Raw genomic sequence first — 18916 nt, 5'->3', positions numbered from 1 at the left:
GGAAGCTCAGCGAGCCGTGATCGGCTTCACGTCGCGCTTCGGCGAACCTTCGAACAGCTGGCGCGGGCGGCCGATCTTGTACTCGGGGTCGCCGATCATTTCGTTCAGCTGGGCGATCCAGCCGACCGTGCGGGCCAGCGCGAAGATCGCGGTGAACAGCGGCACCGGGATGCCGATGGCGCGCTGCACGATGCCCGAGTAGAAGTCGACGTTCGGGTACAGCTTGCGCGACACGAAGTACTCGTCTTCCAGGGCGATCTTTTCCAGTTCCTTGGCGAGCTTGAACAGCGGGTCTTGTTCCAGGCCCAGCTCGGTCAGCACTTCGTTGCAGGTTTCCTGCATCAGCTTGGCGCGCGGGTCGTAGTTCTTGTACACGCGGTGGCCGAAGCCCATCAGCTTGACGTTCGAGTTCTTGTCCTTGACCTTCTTGATGAACTCGCCGATCTTCTCCACGCCACCTTCCTTCTGGATGTCGTAGAGCATGTTCAGCGCCGCTTCGTTGGCGCCGCCGTGGGCGGGGCCCCAGAGGCAGGCCACGCCGGCCGCGATGGCCGCGAAGGGGTTCGTGCCCGACGAGCCGCACAGGCGCACCGTCGAGGTCGAGGCGTTCTGCTCGTGGTCTGCGTGCAGGATGAAGATGCGGTCGAGCGCGCGCTCGAGCACCGGGTTCACCTTGTACTCTTCGCACGGCGTGGCGAACATCATGTGCAGGAAGTTGCCGGCGTAGCTCAGGTCGTTCTTCGGGTACATGTACGGCTGGCCGATCGTGTACTTGTAGGCCATTGCCACGAGCGTGGGCATCTTCGCGATCAGGCGGATCGCGGCGATCTCGCGGTGCTCGGGATTGTTGATGTCCGTGCTGTCGTGATAGAAGGCCGACAGGGCGCCCACCAGGCCGGTCATGATGGCCATCGGATGCGCGTCGCGGCGGAAGCCGCGCAGGAAGAACTGCATCTGCTCGTTCACCATCGTGTGGTTGGTCACGAGCTTGGTGAAGTTGGCCTTCTTGGCCGTGTCCGGCAGTTCACCGTACAGCAGCAGGTGGCAGGTCTCCATGAAGTCGCAGTTGGTCGCGAGCTGCTCGATGGGGTAGCCGCGATACAGCAGCTCGCCCTTGTCGCCATCGATGTACGTGATGGCCGACTGGCAGGCGGCGGTCGACATGAAGCCCGGGTCGTAGGTGAACATGCCGGTCTGTGCGTACAGCTTGCGGATGTCGATCACGTCGGGGCCCACGGTGCCCTTGTAGATCGGCAGTTCGACGCTGTCGCCGCCGTTGCTGAACGACAGCGTGGCCTTGGTATCGGATGCTTTCATTTCGGTTTACTTTCAGAGGTGGATTCAGGACGAAGGAGAGATTGCGGGACGCTGCGCGCCGTCGGTACGCATCAGCTGCAGCAATGCGACCACCTCGGCCCCGGCCCATGCGGGCTCGGGCTCCTTCCTGCGCAGAAGGAGGTCAAGGAGGTCGTTGTCCGACAGGTCCATCAGTGTCTCCATCGCTCCCGCTTGACCCACGGTCATGCGGAATTCGTGCCGCTCGAAGAAGCGGGCGATGAACAGGTCGTTCTCGAGCAGTCCGCGCCGGCAGCGCCACTTGAGCTTGCTCAGCGCACGTTCACTGAGCAGGTCGGCGGAGTCGGCGGCGGGTTGCATGGTGGCTTCTCGAACAAATGGATCAGGTCAGATGGCGCGGCGCACCATCAATTCCTTGATCTTGCCGATGGCCTTGGTCGGGTTCAGGCTCTTCGGGCACACGTCCACGCAGTTCATGATCGTGTGGCAGCGGAACAGGCGGTACGGGTCTTCCAGGTTGTCCAGGCGCTCGGCGGTGGCTTCGTCGCGGCTGTCGGCGATGAAGCGGTAGGCCTGCAGCAGGCCGGCCGGGCCCACGAACTTGTCGGGGTTCCACCAGAAGCTCGGGCAGCTCGTGGAGCAGCTCGCGCACAGGATGCACTCGTACAGGCCGTTGAGCTCTTCGCGCTCTTCGGGCGACTGCAGGCGTTCCTTCTCGGGCGGCACGCTGTCGTTCTGCAGGTACGGCTTGATCGAGTTGTACTGCTTGAAGAACTGCGTCATGTCCACGATCAGGTCGCGGATGACGGGCAGGCCCGGCAGCGGCTTGAGCACCACGGTGCCCTTGAGCGTGTTCATGTTGGTCAGGCAGGCCAGACCGTTCTTGCCGTTGATGTTCATCGCGTCGGAGCCGCAGACGCCTTCGCGGCACGAGCGGCGGAACGACAGCGTAGGGTCTTGCGCCTTGAGCTTCATGAGGGCGTCGAGCAGCATGCGCTCGTGGCCGTCGAGTTCGATCTCGACCGTCTGCATGTAGGGCTTGGCGTCCTTGTCCGGGTCGTAGCGGTAAATCTGGAATGTGCGCTTCATCGTAGTGACCTTGTGAATGCTTTGTATGAGCTGACTGTGAGCCGTTCTCTTAGAACGTGCGGACCTTGGGTGGAACCGAGGCCACGGTGAGCGGCTGCAGCTTGACCGGCTTGTACGAGAGGCGGTTGTCCTGGCTGTACCAGAGCGTGTGCTTCATCCAGTTGACGTCGTCGCGGCCGAGCGGTGCGACAGGGTCGTCCGCCGGGCGTTCGTAGTCTTCGACCGTGTGGGCGCCGCGGCATTCCTTGCGGGCGGCGGCCGAGACCATGGTGGCCTGCGCCACTTCGATCAGGTTGTCGACTTCCAGCGCTTCGATGCGGGCGGTGTTGAACACCTTCGACTTGTCTTTCAGGCCGATGGCCTTGACGCGCTCGCGCACGGCGGCGATCTTGGTCACGCCTTCGTCCATCGAAGCCTGCTTGCGGAACACTGCCGCATGTTGCTGCATGACGGCGCGGATCTCGCCGGCCACGTCCTGGGCGTATTCGCCGGTGGTGGTCGATTCGAGGCGGTTCAGGCGCTCCAGCGTGCGGTCGGCCGCATCGTTGGGCAGGGGCTTGTGTTCCTTGAGCTTGTCGTTGAACTCGACGATGTGGTTGCCGGCCGCGCGGCCGAACACCAGCAGGTCGAGCAGCGAGTTCGTGCCCAGGCGGTTGGCGCCGTGCACGCTCACGCAGGAGCATTCGCCCACGGCGTAGAGGCCGTTCACCACTGCGCTGTTCTCTTCACCCTTCTGGATGACGACCTGGCCATGGATGTTGGTCGGGATGCCGCCCATCTGGTAGTGGATGGTGGGCACGACCGGAATCGGTTCCTTCGTGATGTCGACGTTGGCGAAGTTGACGCCGATTTCGTACACCGAGGGCAGGCGCTTGTGGATGGTTTCGGCGCCCAGGTGGTCGAGCTTGAGCAGCACGTAGTCCTTGTTGGGACCGCAGCCTCGGCCTTCCTTGATTTCCTGGTCCATCGAGCGCGACACGAAGTCGCGCGGCGCCAGGTCTTTCAGGGTGGGCGCATAGCGCTCCATGAAGCGTTCGCCGTTGCTGTTCAGCAGGATCGCGCCTTCGCCGCGGCAGCCTTCGGTCAGCAGCACGCCTGCGCCGGCCACGCCGGTCGGGTGGAACTGCCAGAACTCCATGTCCTGCAGCGGAATGCCCGAGCGGGCCGCCATGCCGAGACCGTCGCCGGTATTGATGAAGGCGTTGGTCGAGGCCTGGAAGATGCGGCCTGCGCCGCCGGTGGCCAGCAGCACGGTTTTGGCCTGCAGGATGTGCAGGTCGCCGGTTTCCATTTCGAGCGCGGTCACGCCGACCACGTCGCCTTCGTCATCACGGATGAGGTCGAGCGCCATCCATTCGACGAAGAACTGGGTGCGGGCTTCGACGTTCTTCTGATAGAGCGTGTGCAGCATCGCGTGGCCGGTACGGTCGGCCGCGGCGCAGGCGCGCTGCACGGGCTTCTCGCCGTAGTTGGCCGTGTGGCCGCCGAACGGACGCTGGTAGATGGTGCCGTCGGGGTTGCGGTCGAAGGGCATGCCGAAGTGTTCGAGCTCGTACACGACCTTCGGGGCTTCACGGCACATGAACTCGATCGCATCCTGGTCGCCGAGCCAGTCGGAGCCCTTGATCGTGTCGTAGAAGTGGTAGTGCCAGTTGTCTTCGCTCATGTTGCCGAGCGATGCGCCCACGCCGCCTTGAGCGGCGACGGTGTGCGAACGGGTCGGGAACACCTTGGAGAGCACGGCCACGTTGAGGCCGGCACGGGCGAGTTGCAGCGAGGCGCGCATGCCGGAGCCGCCGGCACCGACGATCACGACGTCGAACTTGCGCTTGGTGATTTTTTCTTTTGTGTAGGTCATGGTGGGGTCAGATCTTCCAAAGCACTTGAATGGCCCAACCCGCACAACCGACAAGCCAGACGATGGTGAAAATTTGCAGCACGAGACGGATGCCGACGGGCTGGACGTAGTCCATCCAGACGTCGCGCATGCCGACCCACACGTGGTAGAGCAGGGCGACGATCACGGAGAACGTCAGCACCTTCATCCACTGCGCAGCGAAGATGCCGGCCCAGAGGTCGTAGCCGATGGGGCCGCGGGTGAAGATCAGTTGCGCGAGCAGCACGATCGTGAAGAGCGCCATCAGGCCGCCCGTGATGCGCTGGCTGAGCCAGTCGCGCAGACCGTAGTGCGCGCCGACGACGATGCGCTTGGAGCCGTAGTTCACAGACATGGTTGGCTCCTTCTCAGTACAGGCCGAACAGCTTGGCGCCGAGCACCACGGTGAGCAGGATGCTCAGTGCCAGCGTGACGACGGCCGAGGTGTGGCCGAATTCCTTGGTCACGGCAGCGTGGCTCACGTCCATCCAGAGATGGCGCAGGCCGGCGATGAAGTGGTGCAGGTAGGCCCAGATGAGCGCGAGCGCGACCAGCTTGAAGAACCACCCCGGAACGAAACCAAGGCCGCTATTGAAGGCGGCCTTGAACTTGGCGAACGAATAGTCGGAAGACAGCGAGGTGTCGAACATCCAGATGATGAACGGCAGCAGCAGGAACATCAGCACGCCGCTGACGCGATGCAGGATCGACACGATGCCGGCCGGCGGCAGCCGGTAGGTCGTGAGGTCGGTGAAGGCATTGATGTTGCGGAATTCGCGACGCGGAGGCCGGGGGGGAGTTGCAAGCTCTGTCATTGGGGGAAGTGCTTTCGTGGCTTTTGTGACTTGTTGGCTTGTTCTGAGAGCGAACGCTTTTGTTTCTTCTGCGGAAATGCAAACAACGCAAAATTCTATTGCAATGCACCATCGCGCAGCGGACATGCACGAGTCGGCGCACCGTTGCAGTCGGATGCTATTGACTTCGTAGCGCAATGCGCAGCTTGTATGCGCACATCGGCGCGGCGGTATTCGGCCTTCGTCTGCATCGGGATCAGCCCAGCTGGTTCCTGTAGTGGTGCGTGTCGGTGCGATAGAGCCCGCGACGCAGCTCCATCGGCATGTCATGGTAGGTGTGCGCCACGCGTTCCACGCTCAACAGGGGCATCTGCAGCGTCACGTCGAGCAGCGCGGCCTGTTCGGCATCGGGCAGCACGGCGCGGATTTTTTCTTCTGCGCGCACCATGCGCACGCCGAACTCGGTTTCGAACAACGCGTACATCGGGCCGGGCCACGCGCGCAGCCGCTCGGCGGTGAGTCCCTTGAAGGGCGCACCGGGCAGCCAGAGGTCTTCGAGGATGGTGGGCACGCCGCCGTAGGCGAGCACGCGCCGCACCTGCAGCACAGCGTCGCCCGTACGCAGGCCGAGCGCGCGCGCCACGTCGGCCGATGCGCGCTGGCGCTTGCAGTCGACGATGGTGCGCACCGCCGGGCCCTCGGTGTTCGGGTCGCCCGCATCGGGCACGAGCTTGAGGAAGCGGTACTGCACATGCTGCTCGGCATGCGTGGCGACGAAGGTGCCCTTGCCCTGGCGGCGCACCACGAGGTTTTCGGCAGAAAGTTCGTCGATGGCCTTGCGCACCGTGCCCTGGCTCACCCGATAGCGCACGGCCAGGTCCATCTCGCTCGGGATGGGCTCGCCAGGCTTCCACTCGCCGGCCTGCAGGCTCTGCAGGATCAATGTCTTGATCTGCTGGTAGAGCGGACTGAAGGACGGCGTCGCGGGCTCGTCGAATGTGGTGGGCGTGTTCATGGCAGCGGTGGGGTGCGCCTTGGCGGACCCCCGGAGGATATCTTATATAAGACATAAGACGAGGCTCATTGAATCGGCTTAAAATGCGGCCGGTCTCGCGCTGCGGGAAGTATTCCCAGCCCGCAGAACCCCTGGCGCCCCACGAGAGCGCCGACACCGTTTCATTACCTTCTGGAGTCTTCCCATGAGCAAAAAGCCCGTCCGCGTTGCCGTCACCGGTGCCGCCGGTCAAATCGGTTACGCCCTGTTGTTCCGTATCGCCTCCGGTGAAATGCTCGGCAAAGACCAGCCGGTCATCCTGCAGCTGCTCGAAATCCCCGACGAGAAGGCCCAGAAGGCGCTCAAGGGCGTGATGATGGAACTCGACGACTGCGCCTTCCCGCTGCTGGCCGGCATGGAAGCCCACGGCGACCCGATGACCGCCTTCAAGGACGCCGACTACGCACTGCTCGTCGGTTCGCGTCCCCGCGGCCCCGGCATGGAACGTGCCGAACTGCTAGCCGTCAACGGCGCCATCTTCACCGCGCAAGGCAAGGCCCTCAACGCCGTCGCCAGCCGCAACGTCAAGGTGCTGGTGGTCGGCAACCCGGCCAACACCAACGCCTACATCGCCATGAAGAGCGCTCCCGACCTGCCGCGCAAGAACTTCACCGCCATGCTGCGCCTGGACCACAACCGTGCCGCCAGCCAGATCGCCGCCAAGACCGGCAAGGCCGTGGCCGACATCGAGAAGCTCACCGTCTGGGGCAATCACTCGCCCACGATGTACGCCGACTATCGCTTCGCCACCATCAACGGCGAAAGCGTCGCCAAGATGATCAACGACCAGGAATGGAACGCCAACACCTTCCTGCCGACCGTCGGCAAGCGCGGCGCTGCCATCATCGAAGCGCGCGGCCTGTCGTCGGCTGCCTCGGCTGCCAACGCCGCCATCGACCACATGCGCGACTGGGCCCTGGGCACCAACGGCAAGTGGGTCACCATGGGCATTCCGTCGGACGGCCAGTACGGCATTCCGAAGGACGTGATGTTCGGCTTCCCGGTCACCTGCGAAAACGGTGAATACAAGCTGGTCGAAGGCCTCGAGATCGATGCATTCAGCCAGGAACGCATCAACAAGACCCTGGAAGAACTGGAAGGCGAACGCGCCGGCGTCGCTCACCTGCTCTAAAGCACGACCAGCCAGCATGCTCGACTGGAACCCCGCGCTCTACCGTCGCTACGAGGACGAGCGCACCCGACCCGCACAGGAGCTCCTGGCGCGGGTGCCACTGACCGAGGCCGCTCGCGTGGTCGACCTCGGGTGCGGACCGGGCAACTCCACCGAGCTGCTGGTCAACCGGTTCCCGAAGGCGCAAGTCCTCGGAACCGACAACTCCGAAGCCATGCTTGTCAGCGCGCGCGAGCGCCTGCCGCAGGCGCGCTTCGAGTTGAGCGACATTGCGACCTGGGCGCCGCAATCCCAGGAAGAAGCTCCTGACCTCATTTATGCCAACGCGTCCCTGCAGTGGGTGCCCGATCACGAAAAGCTGATCCCGCGCCTGTTCGACGCGCTGGCCCCGGGTGGCGTGCTTGCCATCCAGATGCCCGACAACCGCCAGGAGCCCACGCATCGCCTGATGCGTGCGGTGGCCGCTGAAGCACCGTGGGCCGAACGCATCGGCGACGCCGACAAGCTGCGCACCCTGCTGCTCGACCTCGGTGGCTACTACGACCTGCTGGCGCCGCGTGCGGTGCACGTCGATGTCTGGCACACGATCTACCAGCACCGCATGGCCGATGCCGCATCCATCGTCGAATGGGTGCGCGGCACGGGGCTGAAGCCTTTCGTCGACCGCCTGCCGCCGGACCTGCAGGCGAGCTACCTTGCCGAGTACGAGCGTCGAGTGAACGAAGCCTATCCGGCGCGCACCGACGGCAAGCGGCTGCTCGCCTTTCCGCGCATGTTCATCGTGGCGCAGAAAAAGGCATGACGAAGACCGCGCATCCCGCTGAAGTACTGCTCGGCGCACAAGCCGGCGCCGTGACGTTGCCTGTGTGCGACCACTACAGCGGCGTCGAAGCGCGCATGAAGAAGAGCCTCGCGCTCCAGGCGGAGATGGCCGAGGAGTTCGGCGCCTGCGTGTTCGACGTCACCCTCGATTGCGAAGACGGCGCCCCGGTAGGCGGCGAGGCCGAGCATGCCGCGCTCGTCACCGAACTGGCGCTGGCCGCCAGGCCCGGCATGCGCGTCGGCGTGCGCGTGCACCCCGTCGACCATCCCGCCTTTGCCGGCGACGTGATCACCATTGCCGGCCGTGCCGCCCAGCGCCTGAGTCATTTGATGGTGCCGAAGGTCGAATCGGTGGCCGATGTGTTGCAGGCTGTCGCGGCGCTCGAGGCGGCCGATGCCGATACGTTGCCGCTGCACGTGCTGATCGAGTCGCCGCTCGCCGTGCACAACGCCTTCGAGATTGCCGCCCATCCGCGCGTGCAGTCGCTGAGCTTCGGTCTGATGGATTTCGTCTCGGCCCACGCCGGTGCGATCCCTGCCGATGGCATGGGTGCGGCAGGGCAGTTCAGCCATCCGCTCGTGGTGCGCGCCAAGCTGGCCATCGCATCGGCCGCGCATGCCTACGGCAAGGTGCCTTCGCACTGCGTGGTCACCGAGTTCAGCAACACCGATGCTATGCGCACGGCCGCCCGCAAGGCGGCCACCGAATTCGGCTACACGCGCATGTGGAGCATCCACCCGAACCAGATCCGCCCCATCCTCGAGGCCTTTGCGCCCGACGAGGCGCAGATTCAAGTTGCCACACAAATCATTGCAAAAGCGGCGCTTGCTGATTGGGCTCCGACACAAATTGATGGCACATTGCACGACCGCGCGAGCTACCGCCACTTTTGGCAGGTCTTGACGCGCGCCCACGCAACAGGGCGCGCGTTGCCCCCCGAGGCGAAAGCCTGGTTTGCGCTCGCGGCCTCCTGAAACTCTCTGAATCCAGCCTCAAGGAAACCCACACATGAAGAAAATTGCCCTGATCGCCGCCGTCGCCCTGGCCCTGCCGCTTGCAGCAGTCGCGCAGGACGCGAAGCCCGCGGCCAAGCCTGCGGCAAAGGCCGAAGCCAAGAAGACGCCTCCCAAGCGCCAGGTCACCCGCAAGGCGGCCAAGGCTGTCGAGGAAGTCACGCCGATCGCCGACGACACGAACGTCGTGCTCACCGATGCCGACCTGGCTGTCGCCCAGCGCGTGTCGATCGGCCGCGCCCAGTGCGAACTCGGCGCCGACGTGACCGTCACGCCCGACGAGAAGAAGCCCGGCTTCTTCACCGTGACCACCAAGGGTCTGAAGTACCGCATGCACCCGGTCGAAAGCCGCACCGGCGCCATCCGCCTCGAAGACCCGCGTGCCGGCGCCATGTGGCTGCAGCTCGGCAACAAGTCGATGCTGATGAACCAGAAGGCCGGCCTGCGCATTGCCGATGAATGCCAGACCGACGCCCAGGTCGCATTTGCCGCAGAAATGAAGAAGAACCCGCCGAAGGCCCTGTTCGAAGGCGCCGACGGCGAAAAGAAGTAAGTAACGAAACGGCGTGCGGCGCGGCTCTTGCTTGCCGTACTGCACGCCCGCCAGCTCAGTTTCCGGAGAAAAGAAGATGTTGCAAGCCTACGTTGACCATGTTGCCGAACGCGCCGCGCTCGGTATCCCGCCGCTGCCCTTGAGCGCGAAGCAGACCTCTGAAGCGATCGAGCTCCTCAAGAGCGCGAACGCCAAGGACGGCGCCTTCCTGCTCGACCTGCTCACCTATCGCGTGCCCGCCGGCGTCGACGACGCCGCCAAGGTCAAGGCGAGCTACCTCGCGGCCGTGGCCCACGGCACCGAGAAGAGCGAGTTCATTTCGCGCGCCCGCGCGACCGAACTGCTCGGCACCATGCTCGGCGGCTACAACATCAGCCCCATGATCGACCTGCTCGACGACGCTGAAGTCGGCGCTGTGGCAGCAGAAGGCCTGAAGAAAACCCTGTTGATGTTCGACCAGTTCCACGACGTCAAGGAAAAGGCCGACAAGGGCAACACCAACGCCAAGGGCGTGCTGCAAAGCTGGGCCGATGCCGAGTGGTTCACCAGCCGCCCCGAAGTGCCCGAGAGCATCACCGTCAGCATCTTCAAGGTGGCCGGCGAAATCAACACCGACGACCTGTCGCCCGCACCCGACGCGACGACCCGTCCCGACATTCCGATGCACGCGCTCGCGATGCACAAGAACGCACGCCCGGGCATCGTTCCCGAAGAAGACGGCAAGCGCGGCCCCGTGAAGTTCATCGAAGACCTGCGCGCCCGCGGCCACCTCGTGGCCTATGCCGGCGACGTGGTCGGCACGGGTTCTTCGCGCAAGAGCGCGACCAACTCGGTGCTCTGGTTCACCGGCGAAGACATTCCCTTCGTGCCGAACAAGCGCTTCGGCGGCGTCTGCCTCGGCGGCAAGATCGCTCCCATCTTCTACAACACCATGGAAGACTCCGGCGCGCTGCCCATCGAGCTCGACGTGGCGCAAATGAACATGGGCGACGTGGTCGAGCTGCGTCCCTACGAAGGCAAGGCGCTGAAGGACGGCAAGGTCATCGCCGAGTTCCAGGTCAAGAGCGACGTGCTGTTCGACGAAGTGCGCGCCGGCGGCCGCATTCCGCTGATCATCGGCCGCGGCCTGACGGCCAAGGCGCGCGAGGCGCTGGGCCTGCCCGTGTCGACGCTGTTCCGCCTGCCGCAAAGCCCCGTCGACACCAAGAAGGGCTTCTCGCTGGCACAGAAGATGGTCGGCCGCGCCTGCGGCCTGCCCGAAGGCCAGGGCGTTCGCCCGGGCACGTACTGCGAACCCAAGATGACCTCGGTCGGCTCGCAAGACACCACCGGCCCGATGACGCGCGACGAGCTGAAGGACCTGGCTTGCCTGGGCTTCTCGGCCGACCTCGTGATGCAGTCGTTCTGCCACACGGCGGCGTACCCCAAGAAGGTCGACGTCAAGATGCACCACGAACTGCCCGAGTTCATGGCCAACCGCGGCGGCGTGTCGCTGCGCCCCGGCGACGGCGTGATCCACTCGTGGCTCAACCGCCTGCTGACGCCCGACACCGTGGGCACGGGCGGCGACAGCCACACCCGCTTCCCCATCGGCATCAGCTTCCCGGCAGGCTCGGGCCTCGTGGCCTTCGCGGCCGCCACCGGCGTGATGCCGCTGGACATGCCCGAATCGGTGCTCGTGCGCTTCAAGGGCAAGATGCAACCCGGCGTGACGCTGCGTGACCTGGTCAACGCAATTCCGCTGTATGCCATCAAGTCCGGCCTGCTGACGGTCGAGAAGAAGGGCAAGAAGAACATCTTCTCGGGCCGCATCCTCGAAATCGAAGGCCTGCCCGACCTGAAGGTGGAGCAAGCCTTCGAGCTGAGCGACGCCTCGGCCGAACGCTCGGCCGCCGGCTGCACGGTGCACCTGAACAAGGAACCGATCATCGAGTACATCAACAGCAACATCACGCTGATGAAGTGGATGATTGCCGAAGGCTACGCCGATGCCCGCACGCTGCAACGCCGCATCGCCGCGCAGGAAGCCTGGCTTGCGGACCCGCAACTGCTCAAGGGCGATGCCGACGCTGATTACGCCGCCGTGATCGAGATCGACCTGGCCGAGATCCACGAACCCATCGTGGCCTGCCCGAACGACCCCGATGACGTGAAGACGCTCAGCGACGTGGCCGGCGCCGTGATCGACGAGGTGTTCATCGGCTCGTGCATGACCAACATCGGCCACTTCCGCGCCGCGTCGAAGCTGCTCGAAGGCAAGCGCGACATCCCGGTCAAGCTGTGGATCGCTCCGCCCACCAAGATGGACGCGCAGCAGCTCACCGAGGAAGGCCACTACGGCGTGTTCGGCAATGCCGGTGCCCGCACTGAAATGCCGGGCTGCTCGCTGTGCATGGGCAACCAGGCACAGGTGCGCGAAGGCGCGACGGTGATGTCGACCAGCACGCGCAACTTCCCCAACCGCCTGGGCAAGAACACCAACGTGTACCTCGGCTCGGCCGAACTGGCCGCCATCTGCTCGCGCCTGGGTCGCATCCCGACCCGCGAGGAGTACATGGCCGCCACGGGCGTGCTCGATGCGTCCAGCGCGCAGATCTACCAGTACCTGAACTTCGACAAGATCGAAGACTACAAGGGCGTGGCGGACACGGTCGCGGCCTGATCTTCTTCGGCTCGCTCCAATCAGAAAGCCCCGCTTCGGCGGGGCTTTTTTTGTGGGCGATGCGCCTTCGTTCAGCTCAGAGCGAGGGCGCGTTGGGCTGCAGGTACTCCTGGCCCGTGAGCACCATCTTCGCGCCGACCGGGCCGCCCACCGCATGGGGCAGGGAGGTCAGCAGCGAGTTGGCGAAGTCGCCGCGGTACAGCTTGGCGCCCTGGTGTGTCAGGTTGGAATTGGCGTCGATGTAGATCGACTCGCCCAGCCCCGACCACAGGCGGCAGAAGCCGTAGTCCTCCGAGAGATAGCGGCGCGTCTGCGGGTCGACCATCACGTCGAAGAAGCGGTAGTGCAGGCCCAGGTCGGCCTCGCCGATGCTGTCGGGCACGTAGGCGAGGTCGGGGTAGCTCGCCATGAGCCGCTCGAACACGGCGCGCTTGATCACCATGAATCCGGTCGGTGCCTCGGTCATCTCCATGAAGCCGTCGGGCTGGATCTTGAGTTCGACCTGCGAAGTGGTCTCCGAGGCCTTGGCGTTGACTGTGTAGCGGGTGAAGGTGGCCTCGAACTGCTGCTGCGTCGTGCCCGCTGCCACGCCGTCGTCGGGCCAGTTCTCCCGCTTGAGCGGATAGACGCCGGCCGCGATGTCGTAGCCCGACAGCAGCAACCGGAAGGCCGCCTGCGCCGAGAAGCCGATGTCGGCGTCGATCCAGAACAGGTGGGTCCATTGCGGATTGGCGAGGAACTGGGCCACGCAGTTGTTCCGCGCACGCGTCACCAGGCTCTCGCCCTGGTGCATCAGCACCTGCATGCGCATGCCGGCGCGCTCGGCCTGGACAGTGAAGTTCAGCATCGAGGCGACGTAGTTCTGGAAGAACTTGCCGTCGTGGCTCGGTGTCACGACCACGGGAAAGAACTGCCGGAGTTCGGACGGGTCAAGCATTTCGGGCTCCGTGTGCCTGTCTATCGGGCGGGGCGCTGCATCAGGCCGAGCAGCAGGTTGTTGTAGACCTCGGTGGCCGCGGCGTTGCCGGGGAGGTGGCGGTCGATCAGGCTGCGCTGGCGCTCGCGATAGGCGGTTGCCTGCGCATCATGCGTGTCGATGGCTTCGAGCACCCGGGCGCTGCCGCCGGCCACGTCGTTGCCCTGGTAGTAGTAGCCGAGGTCCGCGCACAGGTGCGCGTTGTGCACCAGCGGATAGCCCTGCCAGCAGGTTTCCAGGTAGAAATAGTTGAGCGGGTTCTCCCACTGGTGCGAAACCACGATGTCGGTGTTCTGCGCGAGGAACACGGGCGTTTCATGTCGGCCCAGGAAGACCGCCTTGTGCTCGCGGACCAGGTCGAGTTGGTTCATCAGCGTGATGAACTCCATGTTCTCCCTGGCCAGCCGTTCGGCATTGGTGACCTGCAGCAGCGCGATGGCTTCGGGCCGGGCGCGGTAGGCCAACTCGGCGATCAGTACCGGGTAGAGGCAGAACTTCACCACGTTGATGTTCGGCTCCATCACGCTGAGGCGGCGCGGCCCGGCGTGCGGCTGGTAGACGCCGGCGTCGGGGAGGGCTCGCGTGCGTTCGTCCAGGAATACCGGGCTCCACACGAAAGGCACGGGGCGCGCCTCGGTCCGGCGCAGCACCTCGAAGTACGGCTGGCTGATGTTCGCCACCTGCGGAACCATCCAGATGTCGTCGTAGCGCTGGTTCACGAACAGGTTCTGCCCCCAGAGCGGCTTGTTGAACAGCATCGACTCCATGGCGTGCACGTATTCGAAGCCGCAGCAGTAGGACACCAGCCGCGCGCCACGCTGCTTCAGGTAGTCGGTCTGCGCCGGGTCAATCTGGCCGCCGAGCTCGATCAGCACGTCCACGCTGTCCTTGGCCGCCTCGAAGGTCACGGTAGGCCAGCGTGTCTGGTCCCAGGGCAGGGCCGGGGTGATCGGGATCGCCGTGGTGTTGACCAGTACCACCGAGGCCACATCCGGGCAGTGCTTCAGTGCTTCCGCCAGGAACACGGCGTTCTGCTTGATGCCGTTGTTCCAGAGGGTTTCGGCCTCGTGGTGGAGGCCGATGGTGATGCCGATGCGCAGCTGAATGGCGGACCTCATTTAATTGTTTCAAGAATGTTAATGGCCATCCGCGGCGATTGGAGATCGCTTTCTGGGATTGGCAATTAATTAAATGCTATGTGACGAAATTCCTATTTCAGCGGGCTTTGTCGTTCTTCGAGGCTTGCAAAGAGCAGGCGCACTGCTCTTTAAGTAGGCGGAGAGAAGAAGGAGAAAGAGGGCTTATCGGCGAAGTTGTGTGAAAAAAGTCCGCTGAAGCCGCGCTTTGGATTCTATGTGGCCTCCCGCTTTCAGTGGCTTGTCGGCAACCCTCGGTCCTGAATGAGTTCACTCATATTTCATTTTTGTGAACTAAATCATTGGTTTGAAATTTCCCTATTGCGGCATGCGAACTCAAATGTAAACAAGTCCGTACATTCCAGCATTCCTGTAATCGAGGCACTCCCAAGCGCGTGCCTTCAGCGATGGAACCTGACGCAGGGGCATCGCATTTTTTGTCGATCTGAACCCGTCAATCCATTCACCGCGAGCCGAACAGCAAATGAACAAGTCATACAGAAGCATATGGAACGAAGCCCTGGGAGCATGGGTGGCGGCTTCCGAGCTCACCTCGGCGTGCGGCAAGCGAAGCGGTAGCGCGAAGCGGTCGACATTCCGTCTCCTGGCGGTGGCGGCCATCTATGGGGTGATGCAGGGCGGAGCCGGGGTGGCGTACGCCAACGTCATCAATACCGACGGCACCTGTGTGACGGGATCGAGTGGCATCGTCGGCCGCGTGAATCCCGGAAGCACCAGTGGAGCGACCGGTGCACCGACGCAAGACGGTACCGGCACCTACTCGCTGGTGGCGGGATGCAACGCGACCGGTACGGGCTCGACCGCGGTGACCGTGTACGGCGCGTTCGCCCAGGGCCGGGCAACCGGGGCTTCCGCATTCGGCTTCCTCAGCAACGCGAGCGGCAAGTGGAGCAGCGCCTACGGGCTGGAGTCGAGCGCGGGCGGCATCTCCAGCATCGCGATGGGCTTCGGCAGCAACGCTGCCGCGCTCAATTCCGTAGCCATCGGCGGCGCTGGCGGGGACGGCACCACCCCGCTGACCGTTGCCAACTCGACCACCGCCTCGGGCAGCGGGGCGGTGGCCATCGGCAGCAACGCGACCAAGGGGGCGCAGGCGACCGCGACGGATTCCATCGCCATCGGCGGCCAGGCTTTTGTCAGTTCCGGGGCCACTTCGGGCGTAGCCATCGGCCGCGGCGCCAACGTCGCGGGTACCAGTGCGATTGCGCTCGGTGACGGCGCGAACGCGATCGGCAGCAATGCCATCGCCATCGGCACGAATGCCAACGCTGCGACTACCGGCTCCTCGAATCTTGCGATCGGCTGGGGTGCCGTGGCGACGGGTACGGCTGCATCGTTGGGCGATTCCACCGCCGTTGGCACAGGTGCCAAGGCCACCGGCCAGGATTCGACCGCCGTCGGCGGCCAGACCACGGCCAGTGCCTTGAACACGCTGGCGATCGGCAACAACGGCACCACGGCTTCTGCCAGCGGCGCGACCGCCTTCGGGGTGGGAGCCAAAGCCACGGGCCAGAACTCGCTGGCAGCGGGCAATGGCACGCTGGCTTCGAACACCGGCGCCATCGCCATCGGCAGCAACACCACCGACGTGGCAAAGTCGGCGGCCGTCGACGGCATCGCCATCGGCGGTCAGTCTTCGGTGGCGGCTGCCGCCAACTCCGGTATCGCGGTCGGTCGCGGCTCGATCGTCAGCGGCACAGCCGGTGTTGCCGTTGGCGACGGCGCCAATGCGTCGGCCCTCAACGCGGTAGCCCTCGGCGTTTCTGCCATTGGCTCTGGCGCCAACGCAGTCGCGGTCGGCGCCGGTGCCAAGGCCAATGGCGGCGGCGCGACGGCCTTCGGCAACAACGCCAATGCAGCCTTCGGCAACGACATGGCTTTCGGCACCAACGCGCGTGCCGTTGGCGATGCATCGGGACTGGCACCTTCGACCGCTTTCGGCAACAGCGCAAATGCCACGGGCAGCGGTTCCACGGCATTCGGGACCCTTTCGAATGCCCAGGGCGCCACCTCCGCAGCTATCGGTTATGCCGCGCAGACCGGCGCCGGTGCAACAAACGGCCTGGCGGTCGGCACCAATGCTTCTTCCATGGGTGACCGCAGCGCTGCCATTGGCTCGGGAGCCAACGCCACAGGCGCCTACTCCGTGGCCCTTGGCCGGACAGCGAATTCGTTCGCTGACGGATCCACCGCGATTGGCTCCAACTCCGTTGGCGGGGCGAAGGCGCTTGCGAACGATTCGATCGCCATTGGTGGGCAGTCCGCTGTCGCTGCGACGGCAACCTCCGGCATTGCCGTCGGACGTGGATCAGCCGTCAATGGCGCGTCCGGCATTGCTGTCGGCGACAGCGCCAATGCAGCGTATGCAAACAGCGTCGCAATTGGCGCGGGCAGCGTGACCGGCGCCGCGGCGCCTACCGGCAAGGGGTTCCTCACCAACACCAACGCGCCTGCGTCCGAGGTCTCGGTGGGTTCGTCTTCCGCCCTGCGGCGAATCACGAACGTTGCCGATGGCGCGGCGCCCCAGGACGCCGTGACCGTGGCTCAGTTGAGCACGGGCATGAGCACCACCGCGAGCAGCATCGGCAGCCTCTCCACGGGCCTGAGCACAACGAACAGCAATGTGACCAGTCTGTCGACCTCGACCTCGACGGGCCTGAGCACTGCGACGAGCAACATCGGCAGCCTTTCGACCGGGCTCAGCACGACCAACAGCAGGGTTTCCAGCCTGTCGACCTCGACTTCGACCGGTCTGAGCACTGCGACGAGTGGTATCGGCAGCCTGTCGACTGGCCTGAGCACGACCAACAGCACCGTCAGCAGCCTGTCCACTGGCCTGAGCGCGTCGGCGAGCAGCATCGGTAGCCTGTCGACCGGCTTGAGCAGCACGAACAGCAGCGTGACCAGCCTGTCCACGTCGACCTCCACGGGTCTGAGTACGGCGACTAGCGGCATTGGCAGCCTGTCCACTGGCCTGAGCACGACAAACAGCAATGTCTCCAGCCTGTCGACGTCGACCTCGACTGGTTTGAGCACCGCGACGAGCAGCATCGGCAGCCTGTCGACTGGCCTGAGCACCACGAACAGCAACGTGACCAGCCTGTCGACCTCGACCTCGACCGGTTTGAGCACCGCGACGAGCAGCATCGGCAGCCTGTCGACTGGCCTGAGCACCACGAACAGCAACGTGACCAGCTTGTCGACCTCGACCTCCACAGGTCTGAGCACCGCGACAAGCAGCATCGGCAGCCTCTCGACCGGCTTGAGCACGACCAACAGCAATGTCTCCAGCCTGTCGACTGGTTTGAGCACCACGAACAGCGCCGTTGCGAGTTTGTCGACCTCGACCTCGACCGGCTTGAGCACCGCGACCAGCAGCATCGGCAGTCTGTCTACAGGCCTGAGCACGACCAACAGCAACGTTGCGAGCCTGTCGACTTCGACCTCGACGGGTCTGAGCACCGCCACGAGCAGCATTGGCAGCCTGTCTACCGGCTTGAGCACGACGAACAGCAACGTGACCAGCCTGTCGACTTCGACGTCGACAGGTCTCAGCACTGCGACGAGCAGCATCGGCAGCCTGTCAACGGGCCTGAGCACGACGAACAGCAACGTCTCCAGCCTGTCCACCGGCTTGAGCACCGCAACGAGCGGCATCGGCAGCCTGTCGACTGGCCTGAGCACGACCAACAGCAACCTTGGCACCCTGAGCTCGTCGGTCAGCTCGATCTACAACACCGGTACGAAGTACTTCCACGCCAACAGCACCGGCGCGGACAGCCAGGCCAACGGCGCCGACAGCGTGGCCATCGGCCAGAACGCGATCTCCAACGGCGACAACAGCGTGGCGGTCGGCAAGAACGCCCAGACCACCAAGCCCGACAGCGTGGCGCTGGGTGCGAACTCGGTGGCCAGCGTGGGTGCGTTGGCCAACTACGACGCGTTCGGCCTGACGAGCAAGCAAAGCTCATCGGGTGAAGTGAACGTGGGCAACCGCCAGATCACAGGCGTGGCGCCGGGCAGCGCGGACCAGGACGCCGTCAACGTCCTGCAAGTCAAGACCGTCACAGCTTCGTTGTCTAGCAGCATCGGCACGGCGACGAGCAGCATTGCCAGCCTTTCGACGGGGCTGAGCACGGCGACGAGCAGTATCGGCAGCTTGTCCACGGGCCTGAGCACGACGAACAGCAATGTGACTAGCCTGTCGACTTCGACCTCCACGGGCCTGAGCACAGCGACGAGCAGCATCGGCAGCCTGTCGACCGGCTTGAGCACGACCAACAGCAATGTGACCAGCTTGTCGACTTCAACGTCGACCGGTCTGAGCACTGCCACGAGCAGCATTGGTAGCTTGTCTACCGGCCTGAGCACGACCAACAGCAATGTGACCAGTCTGTCGACCTCGACGTCGACTGGTCTGAGCACTGCGACGAGCAGCATCGGTAGCCTGTCGACTGGCCTGAGCACCACGAACAGCAACGTGACCAGCCT

General features: G+C 64.5%; 15 protein-coding genes and 1 pseudogene. 7 read left to right on the top strand and 9 right to left on the bottom strand.

What is annotated here, in order from left to right; translation table 11 throughout:
* Positions 1 to 6: 6 nt before the first annotated feature.
* The 7 genes from gltA to AC07O3_RS11335 form a co-directional block, all read right to left on the bottom strand.
* Positions 7 to 1317 (bottom strand): citrate synthase, encoded by a 1311-nt coding sequence (gltA, locus tag AC07O3_RS11365; RefSeq protein ID WP_093049522.1) that lies wholly within the window; start codon positions 1315 to 1317, stop codon positions 7 to 9.
* 24 nt (positions 1318 to 1341) lie between these two features.
* A complete protein-coding gene (locus AC07O3_RS11360) occupies positions 1342 to 1656 on the bottom strand; it encodes an FAD assembly factor SdhE (RefSeq protein ID WP_093049525.1) in 315 nt (104 codons plus the stop codon).
* Between the two features lie 27 nt (positions 1657 to 1683).
* Positions 1684 to 2385: a succinate dehydrogenase iron-sulfur subunit gene (locus tag AC07O3_RS11355; RefSeq protein ID WP_081270662.1), complete on the bottom strand. Its 702-nt coding sequence runs from the start codon at positions 2383 to 2385 to the stop codon at positions 1684 to 1686.
* Between the two features lie 49 nt (positions 2386 to 2434).
* Positions 2435 to 4243: a succinate dehydrogenase flavoprotein subunit gene (gene sdhA / locus AC07O3_RS11350; RefSeq protein WP_093049532.1), complete on the bottom strand. Its 1809-nt coding sequence runs from the start codon at positions 4241 to 4243 to the stop codon at positions 2435 to 2437.
* Between the two features lie 7 nt (positions 4244 to 4250).
* Positions 4251 to 4616 carry a succinate dehydrogenase, hydrophobic membrane anchor protein gene (gene sdhD / locus AC07O3_RS11345; RefSeq protein WP_093049535.1) on the bottom strand — a complete coding sequence of 122 codons (366 nt, stop codon included), beginning with the start codon at positions 4614 to 4616 and terminating at the stop codon, positions 4251 to 4253.
* A 13-nt stretch (positions 4617 to 4629) separates the two neighbouring features.
* Positions 4630 to 5076: a succinate dehydrogenase, cytochrome b556 subunit gene (sdhC, locus tag AC07O3_RS11340; RefSeq protein ID WP_093049538.1), complete on the bottom strand. Its 447-nt coding sequence runs from the start codon at positions 5074 to 5076 to the stop codon at positions 4630 to 4632.
* A 235-nt stretch (positions 5077 to 5311) separates the two neighbouring features.
* On the bottom strand, positions 5312 to 6070 hold the full coding sequence (locus AC07O3_RS11335; RefSeq protein ID WP_093049541.1) for a GntR family transcriptional regulator: 759 nt from the start codon (positions 6068 to 6070) through the stop codon (positions 5312 to 5314).
* 184 nt (positions 6071 to 6254) lie between these two features.
* Between AC07O3_RS11335 and AC07O3_RS11330 the strand changes: the two genes are divergently transcribed.
* From AC07O3_RS11330 to AC07O3_RS11310, 5 genes are all read left to right on the top strand, one after another.
* Positions 6255 to 7241, top strand: coding sequence for a malate dehydrogenase (locus tag AC07O3_RS11330; protein WP_042578072.1), 987 nt, complete (start codon positions 6255 to 6257; stop codon positions 7239 to 7241).
* Positions 7242 to 7257: 16 nt separating this feature from the next.
* Positions 7258 to 8043 (top strand): trans-aconitate 2-methyltransferase, encoded by a 786-nt coding sequence (gene tam / locus AC07O3_RS11325; RefSeq protein WP_495339344.1) that lies wholly within the window; start codon positions 7258 to 7260, stop codon positions 8041 to 8043.
* Positions 8040 to 9038 (top strand): HpcH/HpaI aldolase/citrate lyase family protein, encoded by a 999-nt coding sequence (locus AC07O3_RS11320; protein ID WP_495339343.1) that lies wholly within the window; start codon positions 8040 to 8042, stop codon positions 9036 to 9038. Before tam ends, AC07O3_RS11320 begins: the two co-directional genes overlap by 4 nt.
* A 34-nt stretch (positions 9039 to 9072) precedes the next feature.
* A complete protein-coding gene (locus tag AC07O3_RS11315; protein WP_093049550.1) occupies positions 9073 to 9630 on the top strand; it encodes a hypothetical protein in 558 nt (185 codons plus the stop codon).
* A gap of 76 nt (positions 9631 to 9706) precedes the next feature.
* Positions 9707 to 12292, top strand: a complete 2586-nt coding sequence (locus AC07O3_RS11310) for a bifunctional aconitate hydratase 2/2-methylisocitrate dehydratase (RefSeq protein WP_495339342.1) — start codon at positions 9707 to 9709, stop codon at positions 12290 to 12292.
* A gap of 76 nt (positions 12293 to 12368) precedes the next feature.
* Here AC07O3_RS11310 and AC07O3_RS11305 read toward each other — a convergent pair whose 3' ends face one another.
* Both AC07O3_RS11305 and AC07O3_RS11300 read right to left on the bottom strand, forming a co-directional pair.
* Positions 12369 to 13229 (bottom strand): hypothetical protein, encoded by an 861-nt coding sequence (locus AC07O3_RS11305; protein WP_426391828.1) that lies wholly within the window; start codon positions 13227 to 13229, stop codon positions 12369 to 12371.
* Between the two features lie 20 nt (positions 13230 to 13249).
* On the bottom strand, positions 13250 to 14386 hold the full coding sequence (locus AC07O3_RS11300; RefSeq protein WP_495339341.1) for a DUF2827 domain-containing protein: 1137 nt from the start codon (positions 14384 to 14386) through the stop codon (positions 13250 to 13252).
* Between the two features lie 502 nt (positions 14387 to 14888).
* On the opposite strand from AC07O3_RS11300, the pseudogene AC07O3_RS11295 reads away from it, so the two are divergent.
* Positions 14889 to 14999 (top strand): annotated as a pseudogene (locus AC07O3_RS11295) (ESPR domain-containing protein); the annotation flags it as partial.
* A 15-nt stretch (positions 15000 to 15014) separates the two neighbouring features.
* Positions 15015 to 18916 (top strand): beta strand repeat-containing protein (locus tag AC07O3_RS11290; protein ID WP_495339625.1); only part of this gene is annotated, 3902 nt, incomplete at its 3' end.

This window comes from Variovorax sp. GW821-FHT09D05, assembly GCF_059416325.1.
This window is presented reverse-complemented; position numbering and strand designations above follow the sequence as displayed.